12 protein-coding genes are annotated in these 13,192 nt (G+C 72.6%); 3 read left to right on the top strand and 9 right to left on the bottom strand.

Features of this window, described 5'->3' with window-relative positions; all coding sequences use genetic code 11:
* Positions 1-20: 20 nt before the first annotated feature.
* The gene (gene leuE, locus ACFVH5_RS15960) at positions 21-674 is read right to left on the bottom strand and encodes a leucine efflux protein LeuE (protein ID WP_385834275.1); all 654 of its coding nucleotides are present in this window, start codon (positions 672-674) and stop codon (positions 21-23) included.
* Positions 675-793: 119 nt separating this feature from the next.
* Between leuE and ACFVH5_RS15955 the strand changes: the two genes are divergently transcribed.
* The gene (locus tag ACFVH5_RS15955; protein WP_385834274.1) at positions 794-1,642 is read left to right on the top strand and encodes a L,D-transpeptidase family protein; all 849 of its coding nucleotides are present in this window, start codon (positions 794-796) and stop codon (positions 1,640-1,642) included.
* A 209-nt stretch (positions 1,643-1,851) separates the two neighbouring features.
* Here ACFVH5_RS15955 and ACFVH5_RS15950 read toward each other — a convergent pair whose 3' ends face one another.
* The 5 genes from ACFVH5_RS15950 to ACFVH5_RS15930 form a co-directional block, all read right to left on the bottom strand.
* Complete coding sequence (locus tag ACFVH5_RS15950) at positions 1,852-3,030, bottom strand: hypothetical protein (RefSeq protein ID WP_385834273.1); 1,179 nt, start codon at positions 3,028-3,030, stop codon at positions 1,852-1,854.
* Positions 3,030-3,719 (bottom strand): RNA polymerase sigma factor, encoded by a 690-nt coding sequence (locus tag ACFVH5_RS15945; protein ID WP_385834272.1) that lies wholly within the window; start codon positions 3,717-3,719, stop codon positions 3,030-3,032. Before ACFVH5_RS15945 ends, ACFVH5_RS15950 begins: the two co-directional genes overlap by 1 nt.
* Positions 3,720-4,033: 314 nt before the next feature.
* A complete protein-coding gene (locus ACFVH5_RS15940; RefSeq protein ID WP_385834271.1) occupies positions 4,034-4,786 on the bottom strand; it encodes a hypothetical protein in 753 nt (250 codons plus the stop codon).
* A gap of 39 nt (positions 4,787-4,825) precedes the next feature.
* Positions 4,826-5,443, bottom strand: coding sequence for an RNA polymerase sigma factor (locus ACFVH5_RS15935; protein ID WP_385834270.1), 618 nt, complete (start codon positions 5,441-5,443; stop codon positions 4,826-4,828).
* A 128-nt stretch (positions 5,444-5,571) separates the two neighbouring features.
* Positions 5,572-6,015: a hypothetical protein gene (locus ACFVH5_RS15930; RefSeq protein ID WP_384800468.1), complete on the bottom strand. Its 444-nt coding sequence runs from the start codon at positions 6,013-6,015 to the stop codon at positions 5,572-5,574.
* Between the two features lie 347 nt (positions 6,016-6,362).
* Between ACFVH5_RS15930 and ACFVH5_RS15925 the strand changes: the two genes are divergently transcribed.
* Positions 6,363-9,143 (top strand): FG-GAP-like repeat-containing protein, encoded by a 2,781-nt coding sequence (locus ACFVH5_RS15925; protein WP_385834269.1) that lies wholly within the window; start codon positions 6,363-6,365, stop codon positions 9,141-9,143.
* A gap of 117 nt (positions 9,144-9,260) precedes the next feature.
* Here the strand turns inward: ACFVH5_RS15925 and ACFVH5_RS15920 are convergent, their stop codons facing one another.
* The 3 genes from ACFVH5_RS15920 to ACFVH5_RS15910 form a co-directional block, all read right to left on the bottom strand.
* Positions 9,261-9,851 (bottom strand): hypothetical protein, encoded by a 591-nt coding sequence (locus ACFVH5_RS15920; RefSeq protein ID WP_385834268.1) that lies wholly within the window; start codon positions 9,849-9,851, stop codon positions 9,261-9,263.
* A 98-nt stretch (positions 9,852-9,949) separates the two neighbouring features.
* Complete coding sequence (locus ACFVH5_RS15915; protein ID WP_384800471.1) at positions 9,950-10,465, bottom strand: hypothetical protein; 516 nt, start codon at positions 10,463-10,465, stop codon at positions 9,950-9,952.
* Between the two features lie 153 nt (positions 10,466-10,618).
* A complete protein-coding gene (locus ACFVH5_RS15910; RefSeq protein WP_385834267.1) occupies positions 10,619-12,250 on the bottom strand; it encodes a glycoside hydrolase family 20 protein in 1,632 nt (543 codons plus the stop codon).
* Between the two features lie 383 nt (positions 12,251-12,633).
* Between ACFVH5_RS15910 and ACFVH5_RS15905 the strand changes: the two genes are divergently transcribed.
* Complete coding sequence (locus tag ACFVH5_RS15905; protein ID WP_385834266.1) at positions 12,634-13,110, top strand: 2-oxo-4-hydroxy-4-carboxy-5-ureidoimidazoline decarboxylase; 477 nt, start codon at positions 12,634-12,636, stop codon at positions 13,108-13,110.
* Positions 13,111-13,192 lie beyond the last annotated feature (82 nt).

Raw genomic sequence — 13,192 nt, 5'->3', positions numbered from 1 at the left:
AGAACTGCTTCAGGGGGCCCTCAGACGGAGCTGGCGAGCGACAGCTTCACGGCGAAGCCCAGGAAGAGCGCGCCGGCGGCGGAGGTGGCCCCCGCGGAGAGCCGCCTGCGCCGCGTGAAGGCCGCCGCCAGCTTCGTCCCGCCGAATATCAGCGCGCTGAGGTAGAGGAAGCTCGCGACCTGGGCGAAGGCGCCGAGCACGACGAACGACAGGGCCGGATACGCGTAACCGGGGTCGACGAACTGCACGAAGAACGCGACGAAGAACAGGATCGCCTTCGGGTTGAACAGGCTGATGACGAGCGCCCGCCGGAAGGGTCGCTCCTCGACGGCCTGCGGGACGGTCTCCTCGGTCTCGCCCCGCTCCCGCCGGGTCCGCCACATCTGCCACGCGGCCCGCAGCATCCCGAAGGCCAGCCAGGTGAGATACCCGGCGCCCGCGTACTTCACGATCCCGAACAGCAGGGCGTTGGCCTGCAGCAGGGACGCGACACCGGCCGCGGACAGCGTCATCAGCACGGCGTCGCCGCACCAGACACCGGCGGAGGCCTGATATCCGGTCCTGACACCCCGCCGCGCGGCGACGGACAGCACATAGAGCGAGTTCGGCCCCGGCAGCAGAACAATCAGCACGAGGCCCACGAGATAGGTGGGGAGATCGGTTACGCCAAGCATGAGAGGCAGTGTCGCATCCGGGTATGACAGCGCAGGATGGAGTTCCGCGGGACGAGACGGCCGCTCGGATGTCACCACGGCACATCGGTGACCGGATCGATGAGCGGCGGGGGGTTCAAATGCGTACACCAGGTGTGTGGAGATCGGTCGCGGCGGCGACGGCACTGGCAGCGCTCACCGTGGTGAGCGGGTGCACCATCCAGCCCGCGGGCCCGCCGGGCACCTCACCCTCCGGCGCGCCCGCCGCCGGTACGACGCCGTCCTCCGGTGCGTCCTCACCGGCCGGCCGCTCCCCCGGTGACGCCAAGCCGCCGAGTTCCGCCGGGCAGCCAGCGGCCAAGGTCCTGTGGTCGCCGGGCGACCGGGGCGGGGACGTGAGGGAGCTGCAGGCCCGGCTGCGGCAGGTGCTGTGGCTCTACGAGGGGCCCACGGGCACGTACGACGCCTCGACGGTCTACGCGGTCAAGGGTTTCCAGGGCAAGCGCGGCCTGCCGAAGACGGGCACCACGGACGCGGTGACGTGGCAGCGGCTGCTGGGGATGACCCACGCGCCGGGCAAGTGGGACCTGTACGCGTCGGGCGGCCAGCCGGCCGCGAAACCGGACCCGCGCTGCATGACGGGCCGGGTGCTGTGCATCAGCAAGACCAGCCGCACCCTGCGCTGGATGATCGACGGCCGCACGGTCTCGGTGATGGAGGTTCGCTTCGGCGCGCAGTACACGCCCACCCGCGAAGGTGTCTTCGACGTCTACTTCAAGTCGCGCCATCATGTGTCGACGCTCTATGACTCACCCATGCCGTACGCGATGTTCTTCAGCGGCGGCCAGGCGGTCCACTACTCCGCGGACTTCGCGGGGACGGGCTACTACGGCGGCTCGCACGGCTGTGTGAACGTACGGGACGAGGGGAAGATCGCGGCGCTGTTCGCGCAGGTCAGGGACGGCGACAAGGTCGTCATCTACTGGTGAGCGCCGTACGGCGGAGAAGGTGTGCGGGCGCGGGCGGGACCGGGGGAACGTGTCCCGCCCGCGCCTTTTGTGCACTGAGCCGTGAGTACGGGGGGAACCCCGGCTCGTGCGACAGCCGATGACCAGTCGGCTCGCTTAGTACTGCGTCGGGGCGGCTGAAAACGTCACACCGGGACGGCACACGCGTGTAGACGGAACGGAATCGCAGGTCAGAGGCGGCCGGTCGGCGCCGTGAGGGCACTGATCCCCGGGGTCGGGGCCGCCTTGCCCCCGTCGCCCCGGAACGTGCCCGTCCCTATGTGGCCGCGGTCGTCACCGCCGTGGCCGTCACCACCACCGTTGCCGCCGCCGTCACCGTTTCCGCCGCCGTTTCCGCCGCCGTTTCCGCCGTCGTCGCCGCCGCGGTCGTCGCCCTTGCCGTTGTCGCCCTTGCCGGGATCGTTGTGCCCGGAACCGTCGCTCCAGTCGTCGTCGGAGTCGCCGTGGTTCCAGGTCCTCAGGATGCTCATGCAGTACTTCTGCACCTGCTCGGCGCCCCGGGCCGCGTCCTCCAGGGTGCGTCTGCGCCCGTCGTCGAGATCCTTGCCGTCGCGGATGTCACGGCAGGCCGAGGCGATCCTGGCCCACCGCTGCGCCTGCCGGTTCTGGCGGCCGGTGTCGTCGGAGTCGGGCTGTGCGCCCGTACCCGTGTCCTCGGGGGTGGTTTCGCCGCCCGGGGCCAGGTTCCCGCCGGTCGGTGCGCCTGCGCTGCCCTCGGGCCGTGGGTCGTCGCCGCGGCGGGTCGCCTCGGGGGACGGGGTGCGGAGCGGGTGGTCCCGGGTGACGTCGGCCGTCGCGGAGGCGCCCGGTTCCGGTCCGCCCCCGCCGAAGGCCAGGACACCGGCGGTGGCGGCCACGGCGACCCCGCCGATCATCCCGGCGGCCAGCGCGGCGGCGAGGCCGAAGCGCACCGGGCGGCCCCACGGGGAGCGGGCACGGTGGTCCGGGGTGAAACGGCCCAGCCGGACGAGTCCCGCGTCCAGGGAGGCCCCCAGGGACGTGGAGGCCGACGGGGAAGGGAAGGGCGCCGAGGACCGCGTACGGGAGGGTCCGGCGAAGGCCGACTCCGCGCTCCGGCCGGAGCGCGCCGAACGGAAGGCGGCCAACGCGGCTTCCTCGCCGGGGAGTTCGGCACTGCGGTCACCGGCAGCGTCGGCCGGCGCGAACTCGGCAGCGGACGCGCCCAGTTCGCCGAGCGCCTCGGCGAGCCGGTCGGCCTGGGCGCGGATGTCGGCGTCGACGGCTTCGAGCGGTTCTCCGCGCAGCAGCCGCTCCGCCGCGTCGCGGTCCAGCCACCGGCCGGGCGGCGTGGGATCGTCCCCCGGGAAGACAGAGCGCTCGTCGGCCATCACATGTCCTTCTGCGTACGCGAAGGCGTATGCGTCACACCGGCCGACGTCACCGCACGGGTCCGCGGCTCCGAGTGCGGGGGTCTCTGCTGGGGGACCGAGGCCAGGGAGCCCACGGATTCCGGAGCAGCCGCCTCCGGGTCCGCGCCGAGCAGTTCCGCGAGGCGTTTGAGTCCGCGGTGGGCCGCCGTGCGGACGGCGCCGGGCCGTTTACCGAGGGTGTCCGCGGCGGTCTTGGCGTCGAGGCCGACGACGACCCGCAGCACGACGGCTTCCGCCTGGTCCTGCGGGAGCTGGGCGATGAGGGAGAGGGTGCGGCCCGTGGCGAGCGCCTCCATGGCCTCGCCCGCGGTGTCGGACTCGGCCGCCCTGCCGGTCAGTTCGCTCTCGTCGCCGCCTATCGCGGGGCGCCGCCCGCGCATGCGTATGTGGTCGAGCGCGCGGTTACGGGCTATCCGGGCCGCCCAGCCGCGGAAGCGGTCGGCGTCTCCGCTGAACCGTTCGAGGTCGCGGGCGATCTGCAGCCAGGCCTCGGACGTCACGTCCTCGGCGTCCGGGTCACCGACCAGCGTCCGCACATACCCCAGGAGCCGTGGATGCACGGCTCGGTACACAGTCCGGAACGCGGTCTCGTCCCCGCACTGTGCGGCAAGCACCGCGGCGGTCAGCTCCGCGTCGTCCCCCAGCACCGCGCCCCTTATCGCGCCCAGCCGGCGCCGCTCTCGCGGGCCGGGTCATCCCCGTCGTGGTCTCCCGGTCGATGGTTGCGGTCCTGTCCCGCATCCGGCGCGAAATGCACGTTACGGCTTGAAACCGGGGCGCGTCCATGTCCGTACAACATGCAACTAACTCGTTGCGGCCTCAGGTGTGACACAAAACGCACCGGCGGCGCTGAGGAGAGTACGGGCCGCCGCGCGGCCCGTGCCGCGCGACGGCCGGGGCCTCTCCTGTGGGGGGTGGCGGCCCCGGCCGTTGCCATCGGCGGAGCCGGCGCCCCTTCCCGTCAGCCGCTCCCACTCTTGTTGCTCTTTGTGCTTTTCGCGCTCTTTGTGGCCTTCGGGGTTTTCGTGACACCGTGGCCCGGCGCCTTCGACGGTTTGGCCGATTCACCACCCTCGGCCTTCGCCGCTTTCCCGGCCTTCCCGGCCTTCTCGGCTTCCTTGGCGCTCTTGCTGTTCCTGCTGTTCTTCTTCTCCTTCGCCCCGGCCGACCGCGCCGCGCAGTACGCCGCCACCTCGTCCTCGCCGCCCGCGGCCCGGACCAGCCGCTGCCAGGCGGTCGCGTCGAGAGCCTTGCCCCGCTCCTTCACGGAGTCGTACGCGCGGCAGTGGGCCTCGGTGTCCTGCGCGGTGGAGGGCCGGTCGGGCCCGGACTCCGCGGGTCCGCCGACGCCGGCCGGGGCGCCGGGGTCGGCCGCCGCACTGCTCGACGGCCGCCGGGGGCCGTCCCGCTCGCCCCCGTCGTCCCGTCCGCCCACGCCCGAGCCGATGGCCGCCACGGCCACCCCGCCGAGCGTCACGCTCGCCGCCAGCGCGAGCAGCGTCGCCCGCAGCGACCAGCCGCGCCGTTCGCCCGCGGGCCGCCAGTCGTCCCGCCGCCGGGTGCGGACCGCCGCGTGCGCCCCCTCGTCCCGGGCGTCCCGGAACGCGGCGAGGGCCCGCTTCTCCGCGTCGGGGTCCGTTTCCCCGCCCCGTACGGCGGCGGCGAGGAGGACACCGAGGTCCGGGCGGGTGCTGTCGCCCTCTCGTTCAGCCATGTCCGCATCCACTTCCGCCGCCGGAGGACCGTCTGCCGTTCATCCCGACTCCCCCAGCGTCCGGGGCCCGTCTTCCGTCACACCCTCGGCGTCGAGACGGCGGGCCAGCCGCTTCAGACCCCGGTGGGCGGCGGTGCGCACCGCGCCGGGACGTTTGCCGAGGACCCGCCCGGCCGCCGGGCCGTCGAGACCGACGACGACCCGCAGCAGTACGGCCTCCGCCTGGTCGCGCGGCAGGGTCGCGAGGAGTTCGAGGGCGTACTGCGTGCCGAGGGACTCCAGGGCCTGGTCGTCCGTGCTCTGGGCGGCGGGCAGGTCGAGCACGTCCTGTTCGAGTTCGGACGCCCGCGGCCGTACCTTCTGCCGCCGCAGATGATCGAGCGCCCGGTGTCGGGCGATGGTCGCGGTCCAGCCGCGGAACCCCGCCCCGTCCCCGCGGAACCGACCCAGATCCCGGGCGATCTCCAGCCACGCGTCCGAGGCCACGTCCTCCGCCTCGGCGCCGACCAGGCCCCGCAGATACCCGAGCAGTCCGGGCTGCACGATCCGGTACGCGACCGCGAAGGCGTCCTCGTCCCCCTGCTGTGCCCGCGCGACGGCCAGGCCCAGCTCCCCGTCGGACGACCGCACGCGGCGGGTCTCCCCTCCCTGGCCCAACACTGCCTCGTTCGCACCGGGTGCGGACCACCGTGGTGAACCTCTTCGGCGGACCTCCGTGACGGACCTCTGCGGCCGCACGGGGTCGCACACCCTCAAGGTCATCTGCGCCGGGCGGCGCAGAAACGTCACAGCCCGTCGGTCGCGCCGCCCGCCTCCACGCACCCGGACCGCCCCGGCGGTCCGGGCGGTCCGGTCCGCGCCCGCCCGTGCAACTGCAGATAGAACGTGCGCAGCGACTCCCGCTCGCCCGCCTCGAACCGCTTCACGACCTTGCCCAGCGGATTCCACACCCGCCCGTCCGGCATCCGTACGCCCACCGGCTGGCCGAACAGCTCCCGCTGCCCCTGGTCGAAGTCGACCCACGCGGCGCCGGCCCGCCGCACCAGCACCTCTCCCGCGTACACCCCGAGCCCGTACAGCACCCGGCCCACGGCCGCGTGGTCCCGGCCGCTCCTGCGCAGCCCGTCGACGATGAAGTCGACGACGCGCAGGCTCGCGACGGAGTAGTCCAGCGGCAGCCGGTTGCGGGCCGTGACGTCCTGGACGAACCGGGCCGCGTGCTGCCGCATCCGCAGGTCGGCCGAGAGCCCGCGGGTCCCGCGCGGGGGCCCTCCCGACTCCGCGCTCGTCCCCGTCACGCCTGCGCCCCCTCACTCGGTCACGTCCGGGCCGCGCGAGCCACGGCCGGTCCGCAACACCAAGCGGGCCGGGCGACCCGAACATCACACGTCCCCATGGTGACAAAGGTCACGCGGCAATTCACCGGAATCCGTACAACCATCCACCCCCCAAGCGTCCGACCCGCCCCGAAGTGACGGACCGCACAGCCCCGTTGGGTGATGTTTCGTCCGGAGTTGGCGCTGAATTAAGAAGCCACCCTTGTGACGGGTGGGTTTTTTGTGCCGCTTTCCTAGGGGTGGGGTATTTGAGTCGCCGGACGACCCATGCGTACAAACCGCTGAGTCTGAAGCGGAGAGCGTGGCTGACGACAGGCGCCGTCGTACTGGCCGGGGCGGGCGCCGTGACGTACGCGGTCGCGAACCCGGGCGACGGTCCGTCGGCGGACGCCGCGCGCAGCAAGCGGCCCGTGAAGGTCCACGAGCTCGCGATGAGCAGCGACGGCACGGGCCGCCGTGAGGTGGAGCGGACGGGCACCGCCCAGTTCTCGCTGCTCGGCATCTCCTGGACCGGCGCGAAGGCCGAACTCGACGGCACCGCCCAGGTACGGACGCGCGCGCTCGGCTCGGACGAGTGGACCGGCTGGCAGAACCTGGACCTGGAACTCCACCCGGTCGACAAGGCGGAGCCGGGCGCCAAGGAGGCGCGCGGCGCATCCGATCCGCTGTGGGTCGGCCCGAGCGACGGCGTCGAGGCGCGGGTGGTCGCGGCTGGGGGGTCGGCGAGTTCCGGGCTGCCCAAGGGACTTGAGCTGAGTCTCGTGGACCCGGGCGTGACCTCGGCCGAGGCGAAGAACGAGGCGCTGAACACGACCACCGGTCTCTCGTTGGACAGCGCCGCCTTCGTCGCCGAGGATCCGACCGGCTCCCCGTCCGACGCCGCCCCGGCGTCCGCGTCCCCGGCGGACTCGGCGGGCGCGGAGCCCACGGGTGCGGCCGACACGACCGGCGCTCCCGCGTCACCCGCCGAAAGCACGTCCCCAAGCGCCTCCGGGAGTGCGTCGGAGAGCGCCCCGGCCTCCCCGACGCCCGACCCGGTCCCGTCCCCGCCGCCGTCCACCGTGACGCAGCCGCCGATCGTCTCCCGCGCCCAGTGGGGTGCCGCCGAGTCGACGGTCAAGGATCCGCCGGAGTACATCGAGAAGGTCGGCGCGGTCTTCGTCCACCACACGGTCGGTACGAACGACTACAGCTGCGCCGAGTCCCCGGCGCTGGTGCGCGGCATCATGGCCTACCACGTGCAGACCGAGCTGTGGAACGACATCGGCTACAACTTCCTGGTCGACAAGTGCGGCCGGATCTTCGAGGGCCGCGCGGGCGGTGTCGACCTGCCGGTGCGCGGCGCGCACACCTACGGCTTCAACGGCGACTCGGCGGGCATCGCCGTCCTCGGTGACTTCGAGGGCGCCGCCGCCACCTCCACCACCGCGGCGAAGGCCGCGGGCAGGCCGACCCGGGCCGCCCTGGAGTCCGTGGCACGCGTCGCCGCGTGGAAGCTCGGCCAGTACGGCGGCAACCCGAGCGGCCAGGTCACCCTGACCGCCGCCGACGACACGGGTGTGTGGAAGGCGGGCCAGCAGGCCACGCTGAACACGATCTCCGGTCACCGCGACGGCTTCGCCACCGAGTGCCCCGGCAAGAACCTCTACTCGAAGCTGAGTGAGATCCGCCGGTACGCCTCAAGTCCGGCCAGGAACTCCGCGGTCCCGACGGCCGACTTCAACGGCGACGGCGTCAGCGATCTCGTCGCCGCCACGCCCAAGCAGGGCAGCGGCTGGCTCACCCTCGTGCCCGGCGGTGTCAACGGCCCCGTGTCCGCCGCGAAGGTGAAACTCAACCAGGGCACCGCCAACGTTCCGGGCGCCGCCGAGTCGGGCGACCAGTGGGGCGCGGCCACGGCCCTCGGTGACATCAACGGCGACGGCTACGCGGACATCGCGATCGGCGCCCCCGGCGAGGACGACACGACCGGCCACGCGGACCGCGGCGCGGTGACGATCCTGTACGGCCCGAAGTTCGACCTCGGCGCGGACACCATGGCGCTGGGCGACGACTACGAGCCGTCCGGGGCGAGGTTCGGCGCGACGGTCGCGGTCGGCGACTTCAACGCCGACGGCAGGGCGGACGTCTTCACGGCGGCCACCGGCACGGGCGGCAACTGGGCGGCCCGCTTCGACGACGGCCACGAGGTCGCCGGCGACCTCACCACCGCCTCCGGCGCCCTCGCGTACGCGGACGCCACGACCGGTGACTTCAACCGGGACGGCTACGCGGACGTGGCGCTCAACTACCGCGACGCGTCCGGCGCCGGCAAGGTCACCTGGTTCAAGGGGTCCAAGTCGCTGGGCCTGTCGAAGGTGTCCACGCTCTCCGTCAAGGGCGGCCGCTCGATCGCCGCGGGCGACGTGAACGGCAACGGCTACGACGACATCGTCATCGGCCAGCCGTACGCCTCCGAGTCCGGCGCGGTCTCCGGCGGCCAGGTCACGATGGTCCCGGGCACGTCGACGGGCTTCACCACCACCGGGCTGACGAAGATCACCCAGAGCACGGCGGGGGTCGAGGGCGCCAACGAGTCCGGTGACGCGATGGGCACCTCGGTCTCCGTGGGCGACTTCAACGCCGACGGCTTCGCTGACGTCCTCACCGGCGCCCCGAACGAGGACATCACCCGCGGCGGCGCCAACAAGGCCAACGCGGGCGCGGTCTGGCTCCTCAAGGGCGCCTCGACCGGCCTCACCGGCACCGGGTCGCTCTCCTTCTCGCAGGACACGACGGGGGTCCCCGGGTCCACGGAGAAGGACGACAAGCTGGGTTCGGCCGTCTCGCTGACGGACTTCTCCGGCCACGGCCGCGCGCACCTGCTCATCGGCGCGGAGGGCGAGGACGCGTACAACGGCACGCTGCTGTACCTCCCGAGCACCGCCTCGGGGGTCTCCGTCGCCACGTCGGCGTACTACGGCGTCACCCAGCTGGGCACGGCGACGGCCATGCGACTGGGGCAGGTCCTGACCCCGTAGACAGCACGCGGCACACGCGCAAGGCCGGGACCCTGTACGGAACAGGGTCCCGGCCTTGCGCGTACGCGCGGGCGGTCGCGAGCGGGTTCAGGCTTGCGGGTTCGGGCCTGCGGGCGCTCAGGCGCGTCCGCGGGCCCGTCGGGAGACCACGGCGCGCAGGACGCGGCGGCCCTCGGTGGTGAGTTCGCGCGCCTGGCGCAGACCCCCCGGACCGTGCGCCGACACCAGTTCCAGCACGCTGACCTGGCGGCGCAGTTCGGCGGCGACGAGCGGCGACATGTCCTGCGTACGGCCCTCGCGCCGGTCCCGCGCCGAGGCCGCGCCGTCGGACTCGGCGCGGGCCGTGGCGTCCAGCAGGCCGTGGATCTGGAGTGCGGCGACCGAGCAGGCGTCGGCCCACTCCCGCAGGTTCGCGGCGGTCCGCTCCGCCGGGGCCCCGCCGAGCATGCGGTGCGCCAGCGCGACGGCCTCGCCCTCGGCCGACGCGGGGTTCTCCGGGCCGTCCGCCACATAGAGCTTGGCGCGCACCTGCTCGACGCACTCGCCCCAGTCGCGGAACCCCTCCTCGGACTCCGCGAGACTCGCCCACAGGGGGCGCAGGATCTCGTCGTCGCCGCCCAACAGGGGCACGCACCTGTCCAGGCACGCCAGACCGCCGGCCGCGAGACCCAGCTCGTCGGCCTCAGCGGTCAGTTCCACCAGGCTCATCACGCCTCCCTCGGTGGGCCGCCGCTGGTTGCGGAGCCCGCACTTCCCCTTACTGCGTGCACGGTGGCCGGAACGTCACAGTGCGAAGTGGCGGAAATCTACATGGGGATGACGCCCAGCCGGTCCAGGAACCGGAAGAACAGCATCTCGGCCGAGGGGTTCGCATCGGAACTGAGCACATCGAGGAGACGTTCCTCCGACGCGTCACGGCCCGACTCGGCGGCCCAGGCGAGGGCCCGTAGGACGGCGTCGCGCGGCTCCAGGAAGAAGTCGTCGACGGCCAGCCCGTCCTCGTTCCCGCCCAGGTACCCGGCCATCGCGTCCCTGGCCAGACAGGTCGTCCAGGCCCCGCTGTCGGGCGCCGCCGCCTCGACGACCACGCAGTCGCTGTCCATGACGTATCCGAAGAGCGCGGGCGCGCCCGTCTCCTCCGCGAGGTCGTTCATGTTCCCCACGTCCGAGGCGCCCCCGTCGGGAGCGTTCGGGTACTCCCAGACCTGCCAGCCGCCGTCCGCCGTCTCGTGCAGCGTCATGCCCGCCGCACCCGACAACGCGCGTAGCTCGGCAAGCGGCTGCTCGCTTCTGCCCACGACGAAATACCCCCAGTAGCCCATGCCGCTCCCCCCGGTGTATCGGTCGGCCAGCGCCGAATACACCACACGGGCACAGTAGTTCGCCACCGGAACACGCAAGCCGTCAGAAACTGCACAGTCACGGCCGGGGCGACTGCGCAGTCTCGGCCGGGGCGCCGCCACGGGCCGTCCCGCTCAGTCCAGCTTGCCCGCCAGCGCCTTGAAGTCGGCCCACGACGACGCGGGCTTGCGCGGGTCCCACAGCTTCTGTGTCAGCGCCCGCAGCGGCATCCGGATGCCCGCCGCCACCTGGGCCTGGGTCTGGGAGTTCGAGAGGTCGCACCAGACGGCGAAGGACGCGCCGAGGATCTGGTCGTCGTACTCCTTGGGCACCGGGCTCGTACCGCGGACGACGAGGGGCGTCCACTGCTCGTAGATGCGCTGCCCGGTCGGGTAGACGAAGGTGTTGGGCTGGCCGAGGACGTAGTACAGGTACTCGTCGTTGTAGTTGAGCAGCTCGCGCCCGGACCGCAGGTACTCCGTCGGCTGCCGCGCGCCGATCTCCTTGCCGGTCCAGTACGCGACCTTCAGGTCCTTGTCGGCCTGGACGGTGCCCCCGGCGAAGATCCCGTCGTTCCAGGCGCGCATGGTCCGGTCGTGGCCGCGCATGGTGTCGGCCCGGTCGTTGAGCCACCCGGTCGCCAGGTCGGCGATCCCGGCCCCGGATCCGTACTCCTTCGTCGCGGCGGTGGCCAGCTGCGGGTACGAGGCCGCCGGGTTCGCCACCGTCAGCGCCTGGTACTCGTCGGCGCCGAGGTGCCAGTACGGCCCGGGGAACAGGTCGGCGTACTCGTTCAGCAGCTCGTCGACGATCTTCGCGGCGGCGGGCTTCGAGATGTCGAGCGCGCCCTTGGAGGCGACACCCGCGGTGTTGCGGAGCTGGAGGTCCGGATGGGCGGCGATCACCGCGCCGAGGTGTCCCGGTGAGTCGATCTCGGGCACGACGGCCATGTGGCGGCTCTTCGCGAGGGCGAGGATGCGGCGTACCTCGGCCTTGGTCAGGTGTTCCTTCGAGACGATCTCGGGGTGCGAGTCGGAGGCTATCCGGAAGCCCTGGTCGTCGGAGAAGTGCAGCCCGAGCTGGTTGTACTTCAGATCGCCCAGCTCACGGATGCGGTCCTCGATCCAGGCGGCGGTGAAATGCTTGCGCGCGATGTCCAGCATGAATCCGCGCTGCGGTTTGGCGGGCGAGTCGCGTACGACCCCCTCGGGCGCCGTGGCGTTCCCGTGGACCTCCTGCTTGAGCGTGCGGGTGCCGTAGAAGACGCCCGCCTCCTCCGTACCGCTGATCCGCACCCGCCCGTCGGCCACCCGCAGCGTGTACGACTCGGCGTTCGCGTCCTCGTCCGTGAGGTTCAGCCCGACGTCCCCGGCGCGCGCCTCGCCCCGGCCCGCGTAGGACAGCCCCAGCTCCTCGGCCAGCAGCCGTCCCTCGTCGGCGAGCGCGTCGTCGCCCACGACCACCCGGCCGCCCTTCGCGGGCCGCCAGCCGGGTCCACGGGCGGGAGTGTGCTCGCGGACCGCCGGAATCGTCCGGGGCGCCTGTGACATCGGATACGTCCGATCGGGTGACGGGGTCGGGGAGTCCGCCGGTGCCAGGGCGCTTCTCCCGCCGGAGGGCCGCCCGGTCGAGGACCCGCCCGGATCGCCGCTCGGCCAGAGCCCGACGGTCAGCGCGGCGCCCGCCACGACCACCACGACACCCGCGCCGACCAGCAGGGGCTTCTTGTGGACCGATGCCGGCCCTTTGCGCCTACGCCCGCTCACCACAGACCACTCACTCTCCCGATCACTCCCCCGCGTCCGTCCCCGTACGCTGTACCTCCGCTGTGAACCTAAGCCCCGGCGCCCGGTGCCGCCGTCCACCATCTGTCCTGAAACTCTCCCTTACGGGTGAAGTTCGGGCATCTCTCGGACAGCTACCGCCAAGCCTCGATAGCGTGAAACCACACCTCTCACTTCATTCCCTTGTCTCCCATGTAGCTCCTTCTGATCCCCTGCCGAATCCCGCGTGGCGCGCCTCCCCGCGCCGCCGAACCGCCGAGGAACCCACGCTGCCCGCGCACCGTCCCTCCCGTCTCCCCGGCCAGGCCGTCGCCACACCGGAGCCGCCCGGACACCGCCCCACCGGCCTGGCCCGGTTCAACGCCATGCCCGCGGACGAGGCCGAGCGCGCGCTCCTGGCCTGCTGCGGCAGCTCCCACTGGGCCCGCCGGGTCGCCGCGCACCGCCCCTATCCCGACCTGGACGCCCTGCTGGCCGCGTCCGACGAGGCGGCGTACGACCTGACGTCGGCCGATGTCTCCGAGGCCCTGGCCTGCGAATCCCTCACGCTCCTCCCGGACGGCGCGTACTCCGCCGCACACATGGCCCTGAGCGCCGCCCACGCCGCGTACGAGAGCCGTTTCGGCCATGTCTTCGTCATCTGCCTGGACGACACGCCCCCGGAGGAGTCCCCCGACCTGGTCCTGACCGAAATCAGCTCCCGCCTGGCCAACGACCCGGACAAAGAGCTGACGCTCGCGGCAGAAGAACTCCGCCGCCTGACCAGAGGCCGCCTGACCAGATCCCTGGGAGCCGCGGGCGCCTCCAGAGCCACGGGGAACGGCGCAGTCTTTCGCCCGTAGGGGCGCGGGGAACTGCGCAACCGTCCAGGGGCGCGGGGAACGGCGCAGTCTTCTAGCTCGTTGGGGGCGCGGGGAACGGCGC

Origin of the sequence: Streptomyces sp. NPDC127119 (assembly GCF_042677425.1) — a bacterium.
Lineage (GTDB): Bacteria > Actinomycetota > Actinomycetes > Streptomycetales > Streptomycetaceae > Streptomyces.
Note: the sequence above shows the minus strand (reverse complement) of the source record. Positions and strands in the feature narration are given on the sequence as shown.